General features: G+C 69.9%; 20 protein-coding genes and 1 tRNA gene. 13 read left to right on the forward strand and 8 right to left on the reverse strand.

The genetic code is table 11. From position 1 onward, the window contains the following. Window positions 1-36 precede the first annotated feature (36 nt). The 4 genes from purS (at window position 37) to ACFY0P_RS11425 (ending at window position 3,877) form a co-directional block, all read left to right on the forward strand. On the forward strand, window positions 37-300 hold the full coding sequence (gene purS, locus ACFY0P_RS11410; protein WP_093501106.1) for a phosphoribosylformylglycinamidine synthase subunit PurS: 264 nt from the start codon (window positions 37-39) through the stop codon (window positions 298-300). Next, window positions 297-977 carry a phosphoribosylformylglycinamidine synthase subunit PurQ gene (purQ, locus tag ACFY0P_RS11415; RefSeq protein WP_388909948.1) on the forward strand — a complete coding sequence of 227 codons (681 nt, stop codon included), beginning with the start codon at window positions 297-299 and terminating at the stop codon, window positions 975-977. Before purS ends, purQ begins: the two co-directional genes overlap by 4 nt. After that, window positions 974-3,232 carry a phosphoribosylformylglycinamidine synthase subunit PurL gene (purL, locus tag ACFY0P_RS11420; RefSeq protein WP_388909951.1) on the forward strand — a complete coding sequence of 753 codons (2,259 nt, stop codon included), beginning with the start codon at window positions 974-976 and terminating at the stop codon, window positions 3,230-3,232. Before purQ ends, purL begins: the two co-directional genes overlap by 4 nt. Before the next feature lie 132 nt (window positions 3,233-3,364). Further along, complete coding sequence (locus ACFY0P_RS11425) at window positions 3,365-3,877, forward strand: GNAT family N-acetyltransferase (RefSeq protein ID WP_388909954.1); 513 nt, start codon at window positions 3,365-3,367, stop codon at window positions 3,875-3,877. Between the two features lie 7 nt (window positions 3,878-3,884). Here the strand turns inward: ACFY0P_RS11425 and ACFY0P_RS11430 are convergent, their stop codons facing one another. Beyond that, complete coding sequence (locus tag ACFY0P_RS11430) at window positions 3,885-5,336, reverse strand: MFS transporter (protein WP_388909956.1); 1,452 nt, start codon at window positions 5,334-5,336, stop codon at window positions 3,885-3,887. 95 nt (window positions 5,337-5,431) lie between these two features. On the opposite strand from ACFY0P_RS11430, the gene ACFY0P_RS11435 reads away from it, so the two are divergent. From ACFY0P_RS11435 to purM, 7 genes are all read left to right on the forward strand, one after another. Then, the gene (locus ACFY0P_RS11435; RefSeq protein WP_388909957.1) at window positions 5,432-6,070 is read left to right on the forward strand and encodes a TetR/AcrR family transcriptional regulator; all 639 of its coding nucleotides are present in this window, start codon (window positions 5,432-5,434) and stop codon (window positions 6,068-6,070) included. A 124-nt stretch (window positions 6,071-6,194) separates the two neighbouring features. Then, a complete protein-coding gene (locus ACFY0P_RS11440; protein ID WP_388909959.1) occupies window positions 6,195-6,539 on the forward strand; it encodes a hypothetical protein in 345 nt (114 codons plus the stop codon). Then, a complete protein-coding gene (locus tag ACFY0P_RS11445) occupies window positions 6,536-8,554 on the forward strand; it encodes an esterase-like activity of phytase family protein (protein ID WP_388909961.1) in 2,019 nt (672 codons plus the stop codon). The genes ACFY0P_RS11440 and ACFY0P_RS11445 overlap by 4 nt, the downstream gene beginning before the upstream one ends. 24 nt (window positions 8,555-8,578) lie before the next feature. Then, the gene (locus tag ACFY0P_RS11450) at window positions 8,579-9,376 is read left to right on the forward strand and encodes a sterol carrier family protein (RefSeq protein WP_388909963.1); all 798 of its coding nucleotides are present in this window, start codon (window positions 8,579-8,581) and stop codon (window positions 9,374-9,376) included. A 66-nt stretch (window positions 9,377-9,442) separates the two neighbouring features. Further along, window positions 9,443-9,865, forward strand: a complete 423-nt coding sequence (locus ACFY0P_RS11455) for an META domain-containing protein (RefSeq protein ID WP_388909965.1) — start codon at window positions 9,443-9,445, stop codon at window positions 9,863-9,865. 231 nt (window positions 9,866-10,096) lie between these two features. Further along, window positions 10,097-11,626, forward strand: coding sequence for an amidophosphoribosyltransferase (purF, locus tag ACFY0P_RS11460; protein ID WP_388909967.1), 1,530 nt, complete (start codon window positions 10,097-10,099; stop codon window positions 11,624-11,626). A gap of 34 nt (window positions 11,627-11,660) precedes the next feature. Next, complete coding sequence (purM, locus tag ACFY0P_RS11465) at window positions 11,661-12,737, forward strand: phosphoribosylformylglycinamidine cyclo-ligase (RefSeq protein ID WP_388909969.1); 1,077 nt, start codon at window positions 11,661-11,663, stop codon at window positions 12,735-12,737. 117 nt (window positions 12,738-12,854) lie between these two features. Here the strand turns inward: purM and ACFY0P_RS11470 are convergent, their stop codons facing one another. Next, window positions 12,855-13,118: a DUF3073 domain-containing protein gene (locus ACFY0P_RS11470; protein WP_046733692.1), complete on the reverse strand. Its 264-nt coding sequence runs from the start codon at window positions 13,116-13,118 to the stop codon at window positions 12,855-12,857. A gap of 300 nt (window positions 13,119-13,418) precedes the next feature. Beyond that, window positions 13,419-14,510 (reverse strand): Leu/Phe/Val dehydrogenase, encoded by a 1,092-nt coding sequence (locus tag ACFY0P_RS11475; RefSeq protein WP_388909972.1) that lies wholly within the window; start codon window positions 14,508-14,510, stop codon window positions 13,419-13,421. Window positions 14,511-14,764: 254 nt separating this feature from the next. Between ACFY0P_RS11475 and ACFY0P_RS11480 the strand changes: the two genes are divergently transcribed. Both ACFY0P_RS11480 and bldC read left to right on the forward strand, forming a co-directional pair. Next, entirely contained in the window at window positions 14,765-15,607 is an 843-nt protein-coding gene (locus ACFY0P_RS11480; RefSeq protein ID WP_388909975.1) for a hypothetical protein, read from the forward strand. A gap of 619 nt (window positions 15,608-16,226) precedes the next feature. After that, window positions 16,227-16,433 (forward strand): developmental transcriptional regulator BldC, encoded by a 207-nt coding sequence (gene bldC / locus ACFY0P_RS11485; RefSeq protein WP_003949541.1) that lies wholly within the window; start codon window positions 16,227-16,229, stop codon window positions 16,431-16,433. A gap of 515 nt (window positions 16,434-16,948) precedes the next feature. On the opposite strand, the gene ACFY0P_RS11490 is transcribed toward bldC, so the two are convergent. The 5 genes from ACFY0P_RS11490 to ACFY0P_RS11510 form a co-directional block, all read right to left on the reverse strand. Continuing rightward, entirely contained in the window at window positions 16,949-17,140 is a 192-nt protein-coding gene (locus ACFY0P_RS11490; protein ID WP_388909978.1) for a DUF6274 family protein, read from the reverse strand. A gap of 586 nt (window positions 17,141-17,726) precedes the next feature. Next, window positions 17,727-17,801, reverse strand: a tRNA-Asp gene (locus ACFY0P_RS11495). A gap of 94 nt (window positions 17,802-17,895) precedes the next feature. Continuing rightward, window positions 17,896-21,840 (reverse strand): ATP-dependent RNA helicase HrpA, encoded by a 3,945-nt coding sequence (gene hrpA / locus ACFY0P_RS11500; RefSeq protein ID WP_388909981.1) that lies wholly within the window; start codon window positions 21,838-21,840, stop codon window positions 17,896-17,898. Between the two features lie 276 nt (window positions 21,841-22,116). Beyond that, window positions 22,117-22,404 carry a hypothetical protein gene (locus ACFY0P_RS11505; protein WP_388909984.1) on the reverse strand — a complete coding sequence of 96 codons (288 nt, stop codon included), beginning with the start codon at window positions 22,402-22,404 and terminating at the stop codon, window positions 22,117-22,119. A 68-nt stretch (window positions 22,405-22,472) separates the two neighbouring features. Next, window positions 22,473-22,670 carry a DivIVA domain-containing protein gene (locus ACFY0P_RS11510; RefSeq protein ID WP_388909987.1) on the reverse strand — a complete coding sequence of 66 codons (198 nt, stop codon included), beginning with the start codon at window positions 22,668-22,670 and terminating at the stop codon, window positions 22,473-22,475. Between the last annotated feature and the right edge of the window lie 2 nt (window positions 22,671-22,672).

Here is a 22,672-nt window from a genome sequence, read left to right on the forward strand (position 1 = left end):
TGCTCAGCAGTCAGCACCACAACACCGGGAGTGCCAGTGGCACGCGTCGTAGTCGACGTCATGCTCAAGCCGGAGATCCTCGACCCCCAGGGCCAGGCGGTCCAGCGTGCGCTGCCGCGCCTGGGTTTCGAAGGCATCTCCGATGTACGTCAGGGAAAGCGATTCGAACTGGAAGTTGACGGCCCGGTCGACGAGGCCGCGCTCGCCCGCATCCACGATCTTGCGGAATCCTTCCTCGCCAACACCGTGATCGAGGACTTCACGGTTCGTGTCGACGAAGTCGCGGAGGCGGCGAAGTGACCGCTCGTATTGGCGTCGTCACTTTCCCGGGAAGCCTCGACGACCGTGACACCCAGCGCGCGATCCGTCTCGCGGGTGCGGAACCGGTCGCTCTCTGGCACAAGGACAAGGACCTCCACCAGGTCGACGCGGTGGTCCTTCCCGGTGGTTTCTCCTACGGCGACTATCTGCGGGCCGGCGCCATCTCCCGCTTCTCGCCGGTGATGGAGACCGTCATCGAGCAGGCGAAGGCCGGCCTCCCGGTCCTCGGTATCTGCAACGGCTTCCAGATCCTCACCGAGGCGCACCTGCTCCCCGGCGCGATGCTCGGCAACAACCATCTCCACTTCATCTGCCGCGACCAGAAGCTGCGGGTGGAGAACACGGACACCGCGTGGACGGCCGACTACCGTGCGGACCAGGAGATCTTCATCCCCCTGAAGAACATGGACGGCCGGTACGTCGCCGACGAGTACACGCTCGACCAGCTGGAGGCCGAGGGCCGGGTCGTGTTCCGTTACCTGGACTTCAACCCGAACGGCTCGCTGCGCGACATCGCCGGCATCACCAACGAGGCCGGGAACGTCGTCGGCCTCATGCCGCACCCCGAGCACGCCGTCGAGCCGCTGATCGGCACGGGCCGCACGGACGGCCTCCCCTTCTTCACCTCGATCCTCAAGAAGCTGGTCAACGCATGAGCCGGACGCCTCTGGACACGGTCGAGCACGCGGCCGCGACCCCCGACGTCGAGCTGCCCTGGGCCGAACTCGGTCTCAAGAAGGACGAGTACGAGCGGGTGGTGGAGATCCTCGGCCGCCGCCCGACCGGCGCCGAGCTCGCCATGTACTCGGTCATGTGGTCCGAGCACTGCTCGTACAAGTCCTCCAAGGTCCACCTGCGCCAGTTCGGCGAGAAGGCGCCCCAGTCGGACGCCCTGCTCGTCGGCATCGGCGAGAACGCGGGCGTGGTCGACGTCGGCCAGGGCTACGCGGTCACCTTCAAGGTCGAGTCGCACAACCACCCGTCGTACGTCGAGCCCTACCAGGGCGCGGCCACGGGCGTCGGCGGCATCGTCCGCGACATCATCGCGATGGGCGCCCGCCCGGTGGCCGTGGTCGACCCGCTGCGCTTCGGCGCGGCCGACCACCCCGATACCAAGCGCGTCCTGCCGGGCGTCGTCGCCGGCATCGGCGGCTACGGCAACTGCCTCGGCCTCCCGAACATCGGCGGCGAGGTCGTCTTCGACGCCTGCTACCAGGGCAACCCGCTGGTCAACGCCGGTGCCATCGGCGTCATGCGGCACGAGGACATCCACCTCGCCAAGGCCTCCGGCGCGGGCAACCAGGTCATCCTGTACGGCGCCCGGACCGGCGGCGACGGCATCGGCGGCGCGTCGATCCTGGCCTCGGAGACCTTCGACGACGCCAAGCCGTCCAAGCGCCCCGCGGTCCAGGTCGGCGACCCCTTCCAGGAGAAGCTCCTCATCGAGTGCACCCTGGAGGCGTTCCGGGAGAAGCTGGTCGTCGGCATCCAGGACCTCGGCGCGGCCGGCCTGTCCTGTGCCACCTCCGAGCTGGCCTCGAACGGCTCCGGCGGCATGACCGTCACCCTCGACGACGTCCCGCTGCGCGACTCGACCCTCTCGCCCGAGGAAATCCTCATGAGCGAGTCGCAGGAACGCATGTGCGCGGTGGTCGAGCCGGCCAAGGTCGCCCGCTTCCTGGAGATCTGCGAGAAGTGGGACGTCATCGCCACCGTCATCGGCGAGGTGACCGACGGCGACCGCCTTGAGATCTTCTGGCACGGCGAGAAGATCGTCGACGTCGACCCGCGCACGGTCGCGCACGACGGCCCGGTCTACGAGCGCCCGTACGCCCGCCCGTCCTGGCAGGACGAGCTCCAGGCGGACGACGCGAACAGGCTGCCGCGGCCCGCGACGGCGGAGGAGCTGAAGCAGCAGGTCCTGAAGCTGGTCGGCTCCCCGAACCAGGCCTCCAAGAAGTGGATCACCTCGCAGTACGACCACTTCGTGCAGGGCAACACGGTGCTGGCCCAGCCCGAGGACTCGGGCATGATCCGCATCGACGAGTCCACGGGCCTCGGTGTCGCCATCGCGACCGACGGCAACGGCCGGTACGCCAAGCTGGACCCCTACGCGGGCGCCCAGCTGGCGCTCTCGGAGGCCTACCGGAACGTGGCGACCACGGGCGCCAAGCCGCTGGCCGTCTCCGACTGCCTGAACTTCGGCTCGCCCGAGGACCCGGCGGTGATGTGGCAGTTCGCGGAGGCCATCCGCGGTCTCGCCGACGCCTGCCAGCAGCTCGGCACCCCGGTGACCGGCGGCAACGTGTCGCTCTACAACCAGACGGGCGAGGTGGCCATCCACCCGACCCCGGTGGTCGCCGTCCTCGGCGTGATCGACGACGTGGCCCGCCGCACCCCGGTCGCCTTCCAGGAGGAGGGCCAGCTGCTCTACCTCCTCGGCGACACGCGTGAGGAATTCGGCGGCTCGGCCTGGTCCCAGGTCGTCCACGACCACCTGGGCGGCCTGCCGCCGAAGGTCGACCTGGAGCGCGAGCGCCTCCTGGCCGAGATCCTGATCTCCGCCTCCCGCGACGGCATGATCGACTCCGCGCACGACCTGTCCGACGGCGGTCTGATCCAGGCGGTCGTGGAGTCCGCGCTCCTCGGCGGCAAGGGCGCGCGTCTGGTCGTACCCGACGGCCTCGACGCCTTCACCTTCCTCCTCTCCGAGTCGGCCGGCCGCGCGGTCGTCGCGGTGCCGCGTTCGGAGGAGGTCCGCTTCAACGACATGTGCGGCGCGCGGGGCCTCCCGGCGACCCGCATCGGTGTCGTGGACGGCGACGCGGTGGAGATCCAGGGCGAGTTCAGCATCGGCCTGGAGGAGCTGCGCGAGGCGCACGAGGGCACGATCGAGGCGCTGCTGGCGTAACCGGTCGTACGACGGCAAAGGCCCCGCCCGGATTCATGATCCGGGCGGGGCCTTTGCCGGTCCACTCGGTTCACCGCCCGTCGCCCTCCCGGAACCCTTTCGGGTTCGAGCCGGACGCCGCATCCTTCTGGCATGTACTTGCGTGATGTCACCCCGGACGACGTGGACGCCTATGTCCGCATGCGCTGCGACCCCGTGATGATGAGGGACCTCGGCGGGCCGTTGCCCAGGGACGGCATGAAGGACAAGGTGCGCCGGGACGCCGCGGAAGCGGCGGCCGGTACCTCGTGGATCAAGATGATCGTCCCTGATCCCGGTGCTCCCGACATCGTCGCGGGGAACGTGTGCGTCTGGGCGCACGACGGGGACGGGAAGCCGGTCTCGGAGATCGGGTGGATGGTCCTGCCCGAGTTCCAGGGGCGCGGGCTCGGCGGGCTCGCCACCCGCACCCTCCTCGAGCAGGCCCGGGACGAGGACCGCTGGGGCGACATCCACGCCTTCCCGGCGACGGCCAACGGCCCCTCCAACGGCATCTGCCGATCCCTCGGCTTCCGCCTTCTCGGCGAGGTCGACGTCGACTTCGCCGACCGGGTCATCCACAGCAACTACTGGGTGATCAGCCCGGCCCGCGACCTCGTTCCGTGAGCGTTCCTCAGGCAGGTACGGAAACCCGCGCCCGCGCCTTCGGCAGCCGTACCGCCAGCAGGACGCACAGCGCCATCACCCCGGCCGCGCACAGGAACACCGTGTCGGTGGCGGAGACGTACGCCTCGATGCCGGCTGTCCTGGCCGTGCCCGTGAGGTGCGGTACCGCGTCCGGGGTGCCGCCCGGGCCGTCGTAGAGGCGGACGACGATCGTGCCGAAGAGGGACGCGCCCAGGGCCTGGCCGAGCGTCTGGAAGAAGCGGATCGCGGTGGTGGCGACGCCCAGCTGGTGGCCCGGGGCCGCGTCCTGCACCAACTGGATCAACTGGCCGAGGAGTTGGCCGAAGCCGATCCCGATGAGGAGGAGTTCGCCGCGCAGCAGCCACAGGGAGGTGTCCGAGCCGGTGGTGGCCAGGAGAAGGAAGGCCACGCAGGAGACCGCCGCGCCGCAGATCACGAACGTCCGCTCGGACCAGCCGTGTTCGGCCAGCTTGCCGGCGGTGATGCCGACGGCGGTCAGACCGGCGGCGAGGGGGAGCAGGTACAGACCGGCGGCGGAGCTGTGCACGCCCCGGACTATCTGGACGTACAGCAGGACGTAGTAGATCGCGCCCATCATCGCCGCGCCCATCAGGCCCTGGACGGCGAAGCCCCAGCGGAGTTGGGGGATCCGGAACATGGAGAGCGGGAGGATCGGCTCGGGGGCGGTGCGCTGGCGGTGCAGGAAGAGGAGAAGGGCCGCCACGCCGGTCACCAGCAGGCCGGCGATCTCCGGTGAGGACCATGCGTACTTCTTGCCGCCCCAGTCGGTGAGCAGGAGGAGCGCGGTGGAGAAGGCGGCGGCCAGAGCGGCGCCCGGGTAGTCGATCGCGTGGTTCACCGGGCGCCGGGGGAGCTTGAGGACCACCGCGCCCACCGCCAGGACGGTCAGGCCGAGGGGCAGGTTGACGTAGAAGACCCAGCGCCAGTCGGCGTGGTCGGCGAGGAGACCGCCGATCCAGGGGCCCAGGGCCATCCCGCCGCCGGCCACCACACCGCCCAGGCCGGCGTTCTTCCCGCCGTTCTCCTCCCCGGGCCTCTTGAGCTGGGCAAGCACCACCATGGTCACGCTCATCAGCCCGCCCGCGCCCAGGCCCTGCACCGCCCGGGCCGCGATCAGCTCCCCGATCGACCGGGCCGCACCGCACAGCGCCGAGCCGGTCAGGAAGGTGGCGACGGCTCCGAGCAGGACCCGCTTGGCGCCGAGTACGTCGCACAGCTTGCCGTAGAGGGGAAGCACGGCGGCCGTCGCGAGCGCGTACGCGCTGACCAGCCACGGGATCTTGCCGATGCCGTGCTCGGGGTCGAGGTCCCGGACGATCGGGACGGTCGCGGCGGACACGATCTGGGCGTCGAGCACGGCCAGAACGACCGTCACAAGGCAGACGAGCATGCCTAGTTTGCGCTGGGTCTCGGTCATGGCAGCACCATGCCCGATGATTGTGTACTCGGTCAATCTTTCATCTCGGATTAAATTTCATCCGGGCCTAAATTTCGCCTTGGTACGGTGCTGGCATGGGTGAGGAGATGGGGCTGCGCGAGCGCAAGAAGCAGCAGACGGCGAGCCGGATTCTGCACGCCGCGATCGCCCTCTTCGCCGAGCGCGGCTTCGACGCCGTCTCCGTGCAGGAGATCGCCGACGCGGCCGAGGTCTCCAAGATGACCGTCTTCAACTACTTCGGCACGAAGGAAGACCTGGTCTTCATGCCGGTCGAGGAGCACTTCGGGGACGCGGCCCGGGCGGTGCGCGAACGGCGGGCCGGGGAGTCCGCGGTGGACGCCGTACGACGGCAGTTCCTGGAGATGGTCGAGGCCCGCGACCCCGCCATCGGCCTGCGCGGGGATCCGCTCTCCCACCAGATCCGCCGGCTCGTCGTGGAGACACCGGTCCTCATGGAGCGCGCCTTCCTCGCCATGCAGAAGGGCACCCGGGAGATGGCGGCCCAGCTGGCCGAGGAGACCGGCGACCTGATGCTCGCCACCATCGCCGCCGCCATGCTGAGCAACGCCCGCAACGCGCTCATCGAGGAGCACCACCGCCGGCTCGCCGAGGGCGAGGACGTCGACGCCGTCGCCGCCGACGCGCCGGAACGCGCCCGCGCCGCCTTCGGCCTGGTCGAGAAGGGCCTGCGGGGATATGCGGTGAAGGAGTAGGGCCATCTCTTCGGGCGCGGCCGCGGCACCGCTAACCTCCGGAAAAGTGACTTGCCAACTACCGATGCCCATGGGGTAGTTGGAGGGGTGGGCACATCCGTGAGCGAGCTGGGGGAGCAGCCGGATGGAGATCAGGTTCGCAGCGGCGGGATCCGCGCGCGAGGAAGAACTACTGTCCCTGTACGACTGGTTGGCGGCCGACCGCGCTCTGCGCGGCCAGGTCCGGGTGACCCGGGTCGCGGAAGCCGGTGCGGGCGCCGGACGGATGGGCCCCGGCCTGGACGCCGTTCTCGCGGTGCTGTCCACCGCGAGCAGCGTGGGCCAGCTCCACCTGTCCTATCTGGCCTGGCGGCGGAGCCACCGGCCGCGCAGCCGGGTCAGCGTCGAGATCACCGGGGATCCCGACCAGGTCGCGGAGCTGATGCGCAGGTTCGCGGAGGGCGACGGCGCGGACGGAGAGCCGCAGTGACGGACACCACGTCCGTCGAGAGTTTCGGCCGGATCGACCCGGAGCGCTCCGCCTGCGTCCTGATCGGCGTGGACGACTACACCCACCTGGACCCGCTGCGTAGCGTCAAGCTCAACCTCGGAGAGCTGCGCGCCGCGCTCACCGACCCGGACATCTGGGGCATCCCCGACGACGAGCGGAAGCGGATCCGTACGGTCGCCAACCCGACCTCCCCGGCCGAGCTGGTCGGCCCGATCCGCGAGGCCGCCGCGCTCGCCGAGGACACGCTGATCGTCTACTACGCCGGTCACGGGCTCATCGACCGCCACGAACGGCAGCTGCTGCTCACCCTGCCCGATTCGGTCGAGGACCAGCCGGACACCTGTGTCCGCTCCGGCGACGTCCGCCGCGCCATCCGCGACACGGGCTCCGCACTGCGCCGGGTCCTGATCCTCGACTGCTGCTTCAGCGGCCATGTGCTGACGGAGATGACGGACGGCCACGGCCAGGACGTCCAGGTGGCCGTGTCGACGCTGCGGGACGTCGAGGGGGCGTACGTCATGACCTCCGCCCCGCGCGACCGGCCCTCCCACGCCCCCGACCCCAAACGCTGCACCCTGTTCACCGGTGCCCTCGTCGACGTCATGCGCCAGGGACTGCCGGACGGCCCGGAGATGCTCGGACTGCGCGACCTCTTCCTGGAGGCCAAGAGACGTATCCACGCGCTCAAGCCCGAGGTCCCGCAGGAGCCGCAGGACGAGGACCACAACGGCGTCGGCGGCCTCGACTTCGTCCGCAACGTCGCCCAAGGGCCCCAGTTGCCCCTGCAGGTCCCCCTGCCCCCTCCCACGCGCTGGCAGCGCATCCGCACCCCCGTTCTCTCCGTGACCGCGGGCGCCCTCGGCCTCGCCCTCGGCCTCGGCATCCCGCCCCTCGTCCACTGGTGGCACGACACCCACCCGGCCGCCGCCGCCGGCCCCTGCGCGGCCCCCTCGCCGGACGACGCGGCGGCGCCCCGCGCCGTGCTGCTCGACCACTCCGACGCGCTGAACAAGAAAAGCGTCGACTACGAGGACATCTACGGCCTGTCCGCCCTGGCCCTCGTCTCGCAGGGCAAGGACGTCAAGGCGCTCGCGCTCGCCGACAACGCCCCGGGCCGGGTCTGGCCCGTCACCCTCGGGTCCCCGTTCAGACTCGGTCTCAGCGCCGGCACGGCCGTGCCGCTGCGCCGCGCGAACGGCACGAAGTTCCCGATCGACGGCGACTGGTACGACGGCGAGGGCATGGTCATCGAGAAGGGCGGCAAGACCATGCTGGTCGCCTCCGAGACCGGCCCGGCCATCCGCCGCTTCGACATCGCCACCGGCCGGCAGGTCGGCAAGGACTTCCTCATCCCGAAGAAGCTGCGCTACGCGCCCGAGGGTTCCGCGCAGACCGGCCGAAGCATCGAGTCCCTCGCCGTCTCCCCGGACGGCCGCCACCTCTACGCCGGCTGGGAGGGGCCCCTGGCCGACGACGGCGACACCCGCGGCCGGAGCATCATCCGCATCCAGCGCTACACGGGAACACCCGGCGGCGACTACACGCCGGACGGGCAGTACGCGTTCCTCGCCGACGACGGCATGTACCTGTCCGAGCTCACCGCCATCGACGGCAACGGCAACCTCCTCGCGCTGGAACGCCAGTACACCGCCGGTCTCGGCTCGGAGATCCGGATCGTCCAGCTCTCCCTCGCCGACGCCCAGGACGTCACCAGGCTGCACTCCCTGTGGCACCAGCCCGCCAAGATCTTCGCCGCCGACGAACTGGTCGTCGACATGGCCACCTGCCCCGCCGGCGGCCCCGGCGCGGTCGCCGTCCCGGGCTCGAACCCGCAGCACCCGCTCCTCGACAACGTGGAGGGCATGGCCCTCGGCGACCCCTGGAAATCAGGCACGTACAAGGGCTGGCATCCGCTCTACCTGGTCTCCGACGACAACGACAGCGAAGCCCAGATCACCCGTTTCTACTCGCTCGCCGTGAAGCTGCGCCCATGAACGCCCATGAATAGGCTCACCGCCATGCCCCAGGCCAAGAAGCGCGCCCGCAGTTACGACCCGGCCAGGACCCGTGCGGCGGTCCTCGCCCAGTTCGCGAACGTGCGGGACGCCGTCCGCACCCTCACCCCCGATCAGCTCGCGCTCCCCACCCGGCTGGCGGGGTGGACCGTGCGGGACCTCGTCGCCCACATCGGCATGGCGGTCACCGCCGTGCACCGGGCGCTGGACCAGCCCGAGCCGGCGAAGGCCGACGCGGTGCTGCTCGACTGGCCGTCCGGGACCTCGGGCAACTCCGCCGCCATCGCCGACTTCACCCGGCGCCTGGCCGCCGACCACCCCGACCTCGACGCCTACCTCGCCGACGCCGACGGCAGCCTCCGCGCCCTGCTCGACGCGCACCCCGGCACCCGGCTGCTCGCCACCAGCGCCGGCGCGCTCTCCCTCGACGACTACCTCGTCACCCGGGCCGTCGAGCTGGTCGTCCACACCGACGACCTCGGCGCGGCGGTCCCGGGACTCGACATCCCCTACGACCGGCAGGCCCTCGCCGCCTGCACCCGGCTGCTCGCCGACGCCCTCGCGGTCAGGGCGCCGGGCGGCTCGACCGAGGTGCGGGTGCCGCCGTACGCCGTGGTGCAGTGCGTCGAGGGACCCCGGCACACCCGGGGCACCCCGCCGAACGTCGTCGAGACGGACCCGCTGACGTGGATCCGGCTGGCCACCGGACGGCTGGGGTGGAAGGAGGCCGTGGCGGACGCCAGGGTCAGCGCCAGTGGGGAACGGGCGGACCTCGGGGCTTACCTGCCCGTCATGGGGTGAGGGAACCGATCACCCGGTGCGTTCCGTCGAAACGGTATGTACGGGTTGAAACAGCGCATGCGCCGTATGACCCTGACGACGGCGGTGGCCGCCCTGCTGGTTCTGCTCGCGGTGGCCTGTGGCAGTGAGAGAGGCGGAACCGTGGGGACCGGACCGGCCGTGACGGGGATCGACTGGACCGTCGACAGCGTGACCGTCGACGGCGCCACCCTCCGCGCTCCGGCGCACGCCCACATGAAGATCGAGGACGGCCGGGCGGCCGGCGGCTTCGGGTGCAACGGGTTCAGCGGAACGGCACAGATCACCGGCGACCAGTTCCGGCTGAGCCACGTCCGCACCACGCGGATGGCCTGCGACAACGCGCGGATGACCTTCGAGCGCGCCCTCTCCCGCACGCTCACCTCCGGACCGCTGACCATGACGGGTGAGGGTCGGGAACTCACCCTCACCGCGAGCGGCGGCGACCGCGTCCAGCTGTCCAAGGCATGACATCCGGCGCCCGCGCGACCCCCGAATGATGTGCGACACCTCACTCAGAGATACGGTGTGAGGGGGTTGCGCGGGCACTTGTCCGCCCGAACCGGCGCCGCCTGGAGAAAGCTCCTACCGTGCTGACCTGCGGAAATGGAGAAAGCCACAACCGCGTCCGTGGTCGTAGATCCATTACGGCTGTGTATCCCCAATTCGGACCAGTGGTCGATCTCGCCTACACTCGGTGCCGTGCCACGTGGTGACGGTCTCCTCAATCACGATCTGCTCCCCGGCGAGAAGGGCCCCCAGGACGCTTGCGGCGTCTTCGGTGTCTGGGCTCCCGGTGAAGAGGTCGCCAAGCTCACGTACTTCGGGCTGTACGCCCTCCAGCATCGGGGCCAGGAGTCCGCGGGTATCGCGGTCAGCAACGGCTCCCAGATCCTCGTCTTCAAGGACATGGGCCTCGTCTCCCAGGTCTTCGACGAGACCTCGCTCGGTTCGCTCCAGGGTCACATCGCGGTCGGTCACGCCCGCTACTCGACCACCGGTGCCTCCGTGTGGGAGAACGCCCAGCCGACGTTCCGCGCCACCGCGCACGGTTCGATCGCGCTCGGCCACAACGGCAACCTCGTCAACACGGCGCAGCTCGCCGAGATGGTCGCCGAACTCCCCAAGGACCACAACGGCCGGTCCACCCGGGTCGCGGCCACCAACGACACCGACCTGCTCACCGCCCTCCTCGCCGCCCAGACCGACGAGGACGGCAAGCCGCTGACCATCGAGGAGGCCGCGCACGCGGTCCTGCCGAAGGTCCGGGGCGCCTTCTCCCTCGTCTTCATGGACGAGCACACCCTCTACGCCGCCCGCGACCCGCAGGGCATCCGCCCGCTGGTCCTCGGCCGTCTCGAGCGCGGCTGGGTGGTCGCCTCGGAGTCCGCCGCGCTCGACATCTGCGGCGCCAGCTACGTCCGCGAGATCGAGCCGGGCGAGTTCGTCGCCATCGACGAGAACGGCCTGCGCACCTCGCGATTCGCTGACGCGAAGCCCAAGGGCTGTGTCTTCGAGTACGTGTACCTGGCCCGCCCCGACACCGACATCGCCGGGCGGAACGTCTACCTCTCCCGCGTGGAGATGGGCCGGATGCTCGCCAAGGAAGCCCCGGTCGACGCCGACATGGTGATAGCGACCCCGGAGTCCGGCACCCCCGCCGCCATCGGCTACGCGGAGGCCTCCGGCATCCCCTTCGGCAACGGTCTGGTCAAGAACGCCTACGTCGGCCGGACCTTCATCCAGCCCTCGCAGACCATCCGGCAGCTGGGCATCCGCCTGAAGCTGAACCCGCTGAAGGAAGTCATCAAGGGCAAGCGCCTGGTCGTCGTCGACGACTCGATCGTCCGCGGCAACACCCAGCGGGCCCTGGTGCGGATGCTGCGGGAGGCGGGTGCGGCCGAGGTCCACATCCGGATCTCCTCGCCGCCGGTCAAGTGGCCCTGCTTCTTCGGCATCGACTTCGCCACCCGCGCCGAGCTCATCGCCAACGGCATGACCATCGAGGAGATCGGCACCTCGCTCGGCGCCGACTCCCTGGCGTACATCTCCATCGACGGCATGATCGAGGCGACCACCATCGCCAAGCCGAACCTGTGCCGCGCCTGCTTCGACGGCGAGTACCCGATGGAGCTCCCGGACCCCGAGCTGCTCGGCAAGCAGCTCCTGGAGACCGAGCTGGCGGCCGGTCCGGCAGCCACGGCCGCGGCCGACGCGATCCGTCGCCCGTAAGCCTCGTAGAAACCAACCCGAAAGATCCCAGGCAATGTCTGAGAGTCAGTCCTCCGGTGCTTCCTACGCGGCTGCCGGCGTCGACATCGAAGCGGGCGACCGCGCCGTAGAGCTGATGAAGGAGTGGGTGAAGAAGACGCAGCGCCCCGAGGTCCTCGGCGGCCTCGGCGGCTTCGCCGGGCTCTTCGACGCCTCCGCCCTCAAGAACTACGAGCGCCCGCTGCTCGCCTCCGCGACGGACGGCGTGGGCACCAAGGTCGACATCGCCCGGCAGCTGGGTGTGTACGACACCATCGGCCACGACCTGGTCGCCATGGTCATGGACGACATCGTGGTCTGCGGTGCCGAACCGCTGTTCATGACCGACTACATCTGCGTCGGCAAGGTCCACCCGGAGCGGGTCGCCGCCATCGTCAAGGGCATCGCCGAGGGCTGTGTGCTGGCCGGCTGCGCCCTGGTGGGCGGCGAGACGGCCGAGCACCCGGGCCTGCTCGGCGCGGACGACTTCGACGTCGCCGGCGCCGGTACGGGCGTGGTGGAGGCCGACCGGCTGCTCGGCGCGGATCGTATCCGTACGGGTGACGCGGTGATCGCCATGGCGTCCTCCGGGCTTCACTCGAACGGGTACTCCCTGGTCCGGCACGTCCTGCTGAACCAGGCGGGCCTCGCGCTCGACGCGCACATCGAGGAACTGGGCCGGACGCTCGGCGAGGAGCTCCTGGAGCCGACCAAGATCTACTCGCTGGACTGCCTGGCCCTGATGCGGACGGCGGAGGTCCACGCCTTCAGCCACATCACCGGCGGCGGGCTCGCCGCGAACCTGGCCCGGGTGATCCCGGACCACCTGCACGCGACCGTCGACCGCGCCACCTGGACCCCCGGTCCGATCTTCGACCTGGTCGGCCGCACCGGCAGCGTCGAGCGGCTCGAACTGGAGAAGACGCTCAACATGGGCGTCGGCATGATCGCGATCGTCCCGCAGGAATCGGTGGACGTGGCGCTGACCGCACTGGCCGACCGCGGGGTCGACGCCTGGGTCGCCGGCGAGATCACCGAGCGCGGCGAGCACACCACCGGCGCGGAGCTGGTGGGGGACTACGCACCGAACTAGCCCCCCGGCGTTCTGAGGAGCGGGGTCCGGGGCGGAGCCCCGTGAAGCCAGCACAAAACCCGGTCCGGCGATGAAATCCCGGACCGGGTCAGTGAAGCGGCTCAGCAGCCGCTGGCGTCAAGCACCGCGACGATGCTGGGAGTGCGGACCGGACTGATCGTCCTCGTCCTCGTCCTCATCGTCGTCGTTGTAGAGATCCGCGTACTGGGCGTACGGGTCGTCATCCTCGTCGTCGTCCTCGAACGGCTCGCCATTCGGCGGCTGGCTCGAAGTCGATGCGCCCAGCTCGCTGGCCAGACGTGACAGGTCAGTCCCACCGCTGTTGTACTTCAGCTGGCGGGCGACCTTCGTCTGCTTGGCCTTGGCCCGGCCGCGCCCCATGGCTCGACCCCCTCGGTGACGGGGCTCGACGGCCCCAGAGTCTGACACGCGTTCATGATCCGGAACGGGCTCTCCTCGGAGAGACCGGTCCGTAGGGCTTCCACGGTACCTGAGCCCGCGCCCATACGGTACGTCGCCCGCACCACGCGCCTGGCTGCACGACCCGCGAGGTGCCCCGTCCCCGCTGGTCAACCACGATTTTAACCACTTCCTGGCGGACGACCCGCCGACGAACGTGAGAGTTCTCTCCAAGTGCCCGTCGGCGGGTACCGGAAATCCGTCCGGAAACCCGGTGTTCGATCAGTGGCCGCCCGCCGTTGCCGCTTCGTGCATCCGCTGTTCGGCGATCCGGTCGGCCGCCGCGGCCGGCGGAATCCCGTCATCCTTCGCACGTGCGAAGATGGCCAGCGTGGTGTCGAAGATCTTCGCCGCCTTCGCCTTGCACCGGTCGAAGTCGAAGCCGTGCAGCTCGTCGGCGACCTGGATGACCCCGCCGGCGTTCACCACGTAGTCCGGCGCGTAGAGGATCCCGCGGTCGGCGAGGTCCTTCTCGACGCCCGGGTGGGCGAGCTGGTTGTTGGCCGCGCCGCACACCACCTGGGCGGTCAGCACCTGCACGGACTCGTCGTTCAGGGCGCCGCCGAGCGCGCAGGGGGCGTAGATGTCGAGGCCCTCGACGCGGATCAGGGCGTCGGTGTCGGCGGCGACCTGGACCTGCGGGTGGCGGTCGGAGATCCGGCCGACGGCCTCCCGGCGCACGTCCGTCACGACCACCCGGGCGCCCTCCTCCAGGAGGTGCTCGACCAGGTGGTGCCCGACCTTGCCGACGCCCGCGATGCCGACGGCGCGGCCGCGCAGCGAGGGGTCGCCCCACAGGTGCTGGGCGCTGGCCCGCATGCCCTGGTAGACGCCGTAGGCGGTGAGCACGGAGGAGTCGCCGGCGCCGCCGTGCTCCGGGGAGCGCCCGGTGGTCCAGCGGCACTCCCGGGCCACCACGTCCATGTCGGCGACGTACGTGCCGACGTCGCAGGCGGTGACGTACCGGCCGCCGAGCGAGGCCACGAACCGCCCGTAGGCGAGCAGCAGCTCCTCGGTCTTGTCCCGGTCCGGGTCCCCGATGATCACGGCCTTGCCGCCGCCGTGGTCGAGACCGGCCATGGCGTTCTTGTACGACATCCCGCGCGCGAGGTTGAGGGCGTCGGCGACGGCCTCCTCCTCGTTGGCGTAGGGGTAGAAGCGGGTGCCGCCGAGGGCGGGGCCCAGCGCGGTGGAGTGGATGGCGATGACGGCCTTGAGGCCGCTCTTGCGGTCCTGACAGAGCACGACCTGCTCGTGACCGCCCTGGTCCGAGTGGAACAGGGTGTGCAGGACGCCGGTGGAAACGTCGGTCACTGTGGTGACTCCCGGTTGTGTCGCGTGTGTCGCGGCGGGTGGAAGCGGGGGCTCCCGTAAGGGTGGCGGGGGCTTGGCATGAGCGTAGAGCCATTGCCCGTACCCCATCCGCGCAGTGTTCAGGATCACTCTCCCGTGCCGTGAGTGCACGTATGAGCGTGGGACGATTTGCTGTGGTTTCCGCGGCCGGCCCCGGCCGACTCCGTCGTGGGTTCCGCTGGTTTCGAGCCCGGTCCGATGGGGAGGGAGCAGGCGTGCCCAAGGTGTCCTCGGTGGTCGTCCCCTACGCCACGTACCTGCGTGTGTACGAGCCGCTGGCCGCCTTCCCGGACCGGGAGCGCGACCACTGGACGCGCTACGCCCGCCGTCCCGAGCGGCCCTCCTACCAGGACGAACTGCGGCGCTCCCTGGCCGACTTGCTGCCCACCCCGCCGATTCCGGTGCCGGTGCAGGAGAGCGGCGAAGCCTTCGTCCTGGAGGTCGACGGGGTCGTCTGCGTCTGCCCGTGGCGGACCCGGCTGCGCGGCTGGCAGGCCCTGCAGGAACTCTCCGACGAACTGCCCGCGTCGGTCCTGGACGCCATGCTGCCGCCGGTCGTGCGCCGGCAGGCCACGATGGACTACGAGCGCTGGCTGGTCCGCAACCCCGACTGCCGGCCGTGGATCCGCACGGCGACCTGGCAGGTGCCGCTGAACTGGTTCGTGCTGGTCTCCGACGAGGAGCGCCGGTACGAGAAGGGCACCGCCGAGATCCCCCCGATGCTGCGCTACCGCACGCCGATGGTGCAGGCCCGGCGCCGGGTGGCCCGGGCGCTGCGCACGCTCAAGGACACCGTGGAGGAAGGGCCGCTGATCGACGGCCTGGTGGACGTCGGCCGCTGGCTGGAGGAGTTCCATCCGCGCTCGGTGGTCGAGCTGGACTACGGCGGTCTCGTGCACACCCTGCCGGCCGGGGACCTGGAGGGCGACCATTCGGCGGCCGACGTGGCGGCCGGCATCGAGGCGCTGCGGCAGGGCGACGGGGCGGCGGCCGGGGAGGCGTACGGGCGGCTGGTGGAGCGGTGGCGGGCGGTACGGGACCGCCGTTCGGCGAACTGAGGGCCGCTCTGAGTGCGGATGCCCGGTGATCCGTAATGAGTGACGGGGCGTCCGATGTGGCTTACAACCGGATGACACCTGCGTGACGTGTGTGCGGTGAGTGATGTACGTCACGGCCCAGAAGGCATGAAACAACGTACGTTGACGGCACTTCAGTGAACGCACAGGACGTTGGATCCCGATCCGGGCTTTTGCGCCAAGGGTGACGGATCGCACTTACGCGGCTCTTGCGCCTCTTGCCACTCCTCGTGCCAAAATAGGACAAGGAGTCCGGGGAGGGCTCCATCCGTCCAAGTGTGGTGCACTGTGGGCGGATTCTCAGCATTACGTGCTTTGGGGGGTCTGGTGACTCCTGATCGTCCTGTGACTGATCGTCACAGTGGCGTGACTGTCCGCTATGGCATGGTCCATCGGCTTCCGCGGCTGATGCCTACCTGGGAGGGCAATTCCATCGGTTTGGCCGACGCGGCTGGACGGATGGTGTAGTTGTAGTGCCGAGGACAAGCCGTTCGTCCTATAACCGACTCGACTCGCGTCCGCCATTTCGGGCAACGCGGGTCAAGGTGCAGAATTTAGAGGAAAGAACCGAGAAGGTTCGGTTCTCCCGAGGAGGCCGCTCATGACCGCTCGCACCCCTGATGCCGAGCCGCTGCTGACCCCGGCTGAGGTCGCCACGATGTTCCGCGTCGACCCCAAGACGGTCACGCGGTGGGCGAAGGCCGGCAAGCTCACGTCGATCCGCACGCTCGGCGGACACCGCCGCTACCGCGAGGCTGAGGTGCGCGCCCTGCTGGCGGGCATTCCGCAGCAGCGCAGCGAGGCCTGACCAAAACTGAATAGCGGGCAAACCGACCGGTCCCCCAACTGGCCGAGGTGCCCGAAACCCTAGCTCCAAGCGACGCGGGACCTGCCCCAACGGGACCCACGCCCAGGCCGACAAGAACTTCTCAGGCAAGCGACACAGGGTGCGTCGTAGATCGCGCTGGACTCCGCCGGGTCCAGCGCGATCTTTTTTGTGCGTCCATGGGGTCCCGTGGGGGCTTCGGCCACCGTAACCAGCGCCTCTGTGAGCAGCCTTGTCGGAGTCTGGGGACCGCTGTCGGATCTGCTGTGCGGGCACCCGGAGGGGGTCCGGGGCGGGTCCACAGGGTGGTGCAATTGCACATATTAAATTGACCAGTTGTAGGAAGGTGGTAAGTACCGCCGTTTCGGAAACTCATGCGGTGACACCCGTCACATACCGCACGGGTTGTTTGTACTGCCCCGGGTGCGCTAGAGGAGTCTCGCGCTCCACCGGCCCTTGAGGGAAGGGTCGTTGGGCCCGGCGCCGGTCGCGTCCCGTCATGCGTCGACGGGATCCTGATCCTCCGTGGCGTCCTCGGGGGGCTCCGCGGCGTGCGGGGCGGAGTCCATGGCCAGCCGCAGCAGCTGATGGCAGACCGCGCAGCGGCGGGTCAGATGCCGGTACGACGAGGCGGCCGCCAGGTGGGCCCTCAGCAACGCCCGCGTCTCGTGCCGCACCGAAGCCGCCATACGCCACCTCCAGAAGGGGGCCGACACCAACCGTGCCCTCCCTCCTGGGTAGCCAGCGAATGTGACGCCGTCAAGGGCGCCGGCCGCTACTCACTGCGCGCCCCACGCCGACTGCATACGACCGGTCTGGCTCTTTTCCGGCCCACTTACCTCCGAAGAGGACCTCTTCCGGCTCGCTTGCTTCCGGATCGCTCCTTGCGGGTCGACCCGGTGTCGCCGCCCTCGCCGCCTCCTCCGGGCTGTGGCGCCCCTCTTTCCCGCCGTCGCGGCAGGCCACCACTGTGGCGCGGACCGGCGGTGCCGAACCGGCTCGCGGCCGGTGGGTTCGGCACCGCCGAGGGGCACCGTCGTGGCTGAGCGCCGTCGCGGCGGGAAAAGAAGGGGGGGGGTCTGGGCATGCGCAAGGCCCGCTTCCCTTGCGGGATGCGGGCCTTGGCGGTTGGGCGGTCCTGACGGGATTTGCTGGATTCGATTGCGGCTGCGCCGCGGGCGCGGCCTCCGGCTGGAGGGGTGGCGAGGGTGGTGTCCCGGGGTGGCAATGCTTGAGGCCCGCGTCCCTTGATGGGATGCGGGCCTCGGTCTCATGCGGTCCTGACGGGATTTGAACCCGCGGCCTCCACCTTGACAGGGTGGCGAGCACTCCAAACTGCTCCACAGGACCAGGTTTCGCGGCACTCTGTCTTGCGTCGTGCTGCGAGAAGGACTGTACAGGAGGGGGTGGGCCCTGGTCGAACTCACCCAGCGTGCCCGGTCGGTTACGGAGCTGCCGTGTCGATCGCCTTCACGATCCGCTTGTCGGAGATCGGGTACGCCGTGCCCAGCGCGTGCGCGAAGTAGCTGACCCGCAGCTCCTCCAGCATCCAGCGGATGTCCAGGACCTGCTGCGGCACCGGCCGGCCCTTCGGGAGCTGCTCCAGGAGCCAGGCGTACTCGTCCTGCATCTCGTGGACCTTCTCCATGCGGGTGGTGTCCCGCTGGACGTTCGTCGGCATCTGCTGGAGCCGGCGGTCGGCGGCGACCAGATAGCGCATGAGGTCGGGCAGCCGGCGTATGCCGGCCCATGTCACGAAGCCGGGCTTCACGAGGGCGTCCAGCTGCTTGCGGACGTCCGTCAGGTTCGCGAGGAGCGCGGGGCTCCGTACACCCTTCAGACGGCGCTCACAGGCCTGCCAGGCGGCAAGGACCTGCTGCACCTGCCCGACCGTGCGGACCGTCGTGTCGACGATCTCGGCGCGCACCTTGTCGTACAGCTTCCGGTACGACTCCTCGTCCCACGCGGGCCCCCCGAAGTCGGCGATCAGCTTGTCCGCCGCCGCCATCGCGCAGTCGTCGAACAGGGCCTGGATCGTGCCGTGCGGGTTCGCCGACAGCGCGAGCTTCTGGGCGTTCGTCAGCTTCTCCGACGCGAACTTCGCCGGGTTCACCGGGATGTTGCGGAGGATGAGCCGGCGCGTGCCCTTCCACATCGCCTCGGACTGCTCCTCCTCGGTGTCGAAGAGGCGCACGGAGACCGTGTCGCCGTCGTCGACGAGGGCCGGGTAGGCCTTGACCGGCTGGCCCGCCCGGCGCGTCTCGAACACGCGGGTGAGGGTTCCGATCGTCCAGTCGGTGAGGCCCTTGCGCTCCAGCGACTCGCCGCCCTGGCGCTCCGCGGTGGCCGCGGCGGCCTGGGAGAGGGCCTGGCGCGCCTTCGGCTTCAGCCGGAGCTTCAGCGCCTCCAGGTCCTTGTCCTCGGCCAGCTTCCGGCGCCGTTCGTCGACGATCCGGAACGTGATCTTCAGGTGGTCCGGGACCTTCGCCCAGTCGAAGTCCTCGGCCTCGAAGGGCACGCCGACCATCCGCTTCAGCTCGCGCGCCATGGTCGTGGTGAGGGGCTCCTGCAGGGGGACCGCGGTGTCCAGGAAGCGCTTCGCGAAGTTCGGCGCGGGCACGTAGTTGCGGCGGATCGGCTTCGGGAGGGTGCGGATCAGCTCCGTGACCACCTCCTCCCGCAGGCCCGGGATCTGCCAGTCGAAGCCCTCGTCCTTCACCTGGTTGAGGACCTGGAGCGGGATGTGGACGGTCACGCCGTCCGCGTCCGCACCCGGTTCGAACTGGTAGGTCACCCGGAACTTCAGCTGCCCCTGCCGCCAGGAATCCGGGTAGTCGGTCTTGGTGACCGCCTCCGCCGACTCCCGGATCAGCATCTCCCGCTCGAAGTCCAGGAACTCCGGCTGCTCGTGCCGCTTCCGCTTCCACCAGGAGTCGAAGTGGGCGCCGGAGACGACGTGTTCGGGCACCCGCTGGTCGTAGAAGTCGAAGAGGGTGTCGTCGTCGACGACGATGTCCCGGCGCCGTGCCCGGTGCTCCAGCTCCTCGACCTCGCTGAGGAGCCTGCGGTTGTCGGCGAAGAACTTGTGGTGGGTCCGCCAGTCGCCCTCGACCAGTGCGTTGCGAATGAAAAGCTCGCGGCTGGCCTCCGGGTCGATCCGGCCGTAGTTCACCTTCCGGTCGGCGACGATCGGTACGCCGTAGAGCGTGACCTTCTCGAACGCCATCACGGCCGCCTGGTCCTTCTCCCAGTGCGGCTCGCTGTACGTCCGCTTCAGGAGGTGCCCGGCGAGCGGCTCGACCCACTCCGGCTCGATCTTCGCGTTGACCCGGGCCCAGAGGCGGCTGGTCTCCACCAGTTCGGCCGACATGACGAACCGCGGGGTCTTCTTGAAGAGCGCGGAGCCCGGGAAGAGCGCGAACTTGGCGCTGCGCGCCCCCAGGTACTCGTTCTTCGCGCCGTCCTTCACGTCCTTCATCCCGATGTGGGACAGCAGGCCGGCCAGGAGGGAGACGTGCACGCGGTCGCCGGGGGCGTCCTCCTCGTTGAGGTGGATGCCCATCTGCTTGGCGACCGTGCGCAGCTGCGTGTAGATGTCCTGCCACTCGCGGATGCGCAGGAAGTTCAGGAACTCCTGCTTGCACATGCGACGGAAGGAGCTGGAGCCGCGCTCCTTCTGCTGCTCCCTGACGTACTTCCACAGGTTGAGGAAGGCGAGGAAGTCGCTGGTCTCGTCGCGGAAGCGGGCGTGCTGCTGGTCGGCCTGGGTCTGCTTCTCGGCCGGGCGTTCGCGCGGGTCCTGGATGGAGAGCGCGGCGGCGATGACCATGACCTCGCGGACACAGCCGTTCTTGTCGGCCTCCAGGACCATGCGGGCGAGCCGCGGGTCGACGGGCAGCTGGGCGAGCTTTCGGCCGGTCTCGGTGAGCCGCTTGCGCGGGTCCTTCTCGGCCGGATCGATCGCGCCGAGCTCGTGGAGCAGCTGCACGCCGTCGCGGATGTTGCGGTGGTCCGGCGGGTCGATGAAGGGGAACTTCTCGATGTCGCCGAGGCCGGCCGCGGTCATCTGCAGGATGACGCTCGCCAGGTTCGTACGGAGGATCTCCGCGTCCGTGAACTCCGGCCGGGAGACGAAGTCGTCCTCGCTGTACAGCCGGATGCAGATGCCGTCGGAGGTACGACCGCAGCGGCCCTTGCGCTGGTTCGCGCTGGCCTGGCTGATCGCCTCGATGGGCAGCCGCTGCACCTTGGTGCGGTGGCTGTAGCGGGAGATCCGGGCGAAGCCGGGGTCGATGACGTACTTGATGCCCGGGACCGTGAGCGAGGTCTCGGCGACGTTGGTGGCCAGAACGATCCTGCGGCCGGTGTGCGGCTGGAAGACCCGGTGCTGCTCGGCGTGCGAGAGCCGGGCGTAGAGCGGCAGGACCTCGGTGAACCTGTAGTTCTTCCTGGTGAGCGCGTCGGCGGTGTCCCGGATCTCCCGCTCCCCCGAGAGGAAGACGAGGATGTCGCCCTGCCCCTCGCCCTGGAGCTCCTCCACCGCGTCGCAGATGGCGGTGATCTGGTCCCGGTCGGCGTCCTCGGCGTCCTCCTCGAGGAGCGGCCGGTACCGCACCTCGACCGGGTACGTCCGGCCGCTCACCTCGATGATCGGGGCGTCGCCGAAGTGCCGGGAGAACCGCTCGGGGTCGATCGTGGCGGAGGTGATGACGACCTTGAGGTCGGGCCGGCGCGGCAGCAGCTGGGCGAGGTAGCCCAGCAGGAAGTCGATGTTGAGGGACCGCTCGTGGGCCTCGTCGATGATGATCGTGTCGTAGGCGCGCAGCTCGCGGTCGGTCTGGATCTCGGCGAGCAGGATGCCGTCCGTCATCAGCTTGACGAAGGTGGCGTCGGGGTTCACCTGGTCGGTGAAGCGGACCTTCCAGCCGACGGCCTCCCCGAGCGGCGTCCGCAGCTCCTCCGCCACCCGCTCGGCGACGGTACGGGCGGCGATCCGGCGGGGCTGGGTGTGCCCGATCATGCCCCGCACGCCCCGGCCGAGCTCCAGACAGATCTTGGGGATCTGGGTGGTCTTTCCGGAGCCGGTCTCACCGGCGACGATCACGACCTGGTGATCGCGTATCGCCTCGGCGATCTCGTCCTTCTTCTGACTGACGGGCAGCTGCTCGGGGTACGAGACGGCGGGCACGACGGCGCGCCGGCCGGCCATCCGTTCCTCGGCCCTGGCCACCTCTGCCTCGATCTCGGCGAGGACGGCGGCCCGGGCCTCCGGCTTACGGATCTTGCGCGCACCTTCCAGCCTGCGCCCGAGCCGGTGCGCGTCGCGCAGTGAGAGCTCGGTCAGGCGGGGGGCTAGGGGGCCGAGGGCGGGGGCGGGATGCGTAGACATACGCGGTCCAGGATCTCACCTCATGGAAATTCATGGCGAACGCTTTTGCCTCCGGCGGTTTGGCCGAGAGTGCGGGGGCGGACGGTTCGGTTCGGGTGCGGGCCGGTGGGGGCTGGTCGCGCAGTTCCTCCCCCAGCCTTCGGCCGGGGGTACCCCCAGCGCCCCTGACGGGGCGCTGTCTTGCCGCGTCCTGCATGCATAGCTGCGGGCAGGCGGGCCGCAGGGCGGCACGGGTGGGTGTGGCGGCACCCGGTCGGCGCCGGTGAGTGAAAGCCCTCAGGGGGTTCGCTGGGCAGGGGGCGTAGGGGTTTGGGCGGGGGCGGAGGCTGCGGCGATGGACTTTGCCGTGTTCGACACGGCCTTGATGCCCAGGTACGCCGTGGTCATGCTGCTCACCGCCGTGAAGGCGGCGGTGAGCACGCCGATGATCACGGACTCGTTGCCGTTGAGCCGCCAGACGCCGAAGATCGCGACCGCGGCGATCGCGAGGTTGCTGACGACGACGGCGAGGAGGCCGTAGCGCGCACGGTCCTTCTCCAGCTGTATGTCCTGATCCCGGCTCATCTTCCCCACCCTGGTGACGTGTTGACCCGCCAGAACCTAGCGGTGGCGGGCCGTGCCGCCAAGGAGGTTCAGGTGTGTCCGCCGGACGCCCTCAACTCGGCCAGCCGGGCATCGACCTGGGCGCGGTCGTATCCGCGGCGCACGATGTCGAAGGCGGGCGGCGGGTCCGGGACCGTACCCGGGACCAGGAGTGCGAGGTAGGCGTCGACCTGGGCGCGGTCGTAGCCGCGCCGGACGATCTCGAAGCCGTGGACCTCGGGTGCCATCG

Origin of the sequence: Streptomyces sp. NPDC001714, assembly GCF_042892755.1 — a bacterium.
In the GTDB taxonomy this organism is placed as follows: domain Bacteria; phylum Actinomycetota; class Actinomycetes; order Streptomycetales; family Streptomycetaceae; genus Streptomyces.

Bases quoted from the DNA above. Each gene is read 5' to 3' on its own strand.
- purL (WP_388909951.1), top strand. From the start codon at position 974: ATGAGCCGGACGCCTCTGGACACGGTCGAGCACGCGGCCGCGACCCCC.
- ACFY0P_RS11425 (WP_388909954.1), top strand. From the start codon at position 3,365: ATGTACTTGCGTGATGTCACCCCGGACGACGTGGACGCCTATGTCCGC.
- ACFY0P_RS11430 (WP_388909956.1), bottom strand. From the start codon at position 5,336: ATGACCGAGACCCAGCGCAAACTAGGCATGCTCGTCTGCCTTGTGACG.
- ACFY0P_RS11435 (WP_388909957.1), top strand. From the start codon at position 5,432: ATGGGTGAGGAGATGGGGCTGCGCGAGCGCAAGAAGCAGCAGACGGCG.
- ACFY0P_RS11440 (WP_388909959.1), top strand. From the start codon at position 6,195: ATGGAGATCAGGTTCGCAGCGGCGGGATCCGCGCGCGAGGAAGAACTA.
- ACFY0P_RS11450 (WP_388909963.1), top strand. From the start codon at position 8,579: ATGCCCCAGGCCAAGAAGCGCGCCCGCAGTTACGACCCGGCCAGGACC.
- ACFY0P_RS11455 (WP_388909965.1), top strand. From the start codon at position 9,443: ATGACCCTGACGACGGCGGTGGCCGCCCTGCTGGTTCTGCTCGCGGTG.
- purM (WP_388909969.1), top strand. From the start codon at position 11,661: ATGTCTGAGAGTCAGTCCTCCGGTGCTTCCTACGCGGCTGCCGGCGTC.
- ACFY0P_RS11470 (WP_046733692.1), bottom strand. From the start codon at position 13,118: ATGGGGCGCGGCCGGGCCAAGGCCAAGCAGACGAAGGTCGCCCGCCAG.
- bldC (WP_003949541.1), top strand. From the start codon at position 16,227: ATGACCGCTCGCACCCCTGATGCCGAGCCGCTGCTGACCCCGGCTGAG.
- ACFY0P_RS11490 (WP_388909978.1), bottom strand. From the start codon at position 17,140: ATGGCGGCTTCGGTGCGGCACGAGACGCGGGCGTTGCTGAGGGCCCAC.
- hrpA (WP_388909981.1), bottom strand. From the start codon at position 21,840: ATGTCTACGCATCCCGCCCCCGCCCTCGGCCCCCTAGCCCCCCGCCTG.
- ACFY0P_RS11505 (WP_388909984.1), bottom strand. From the start codon at position 22,404: ATGAGCCGGGATCAGGACATACAGCTGGAGAAGGACCGTGCGCGCTAC.
- ACFY0P_RS11510 (WP_388909987.1), bottom strand. From the start codon at position 22,670: ATGGCACCCGAGGTCCACGGCTTCGAGATCGTCCGGCGCGGCTACGAC.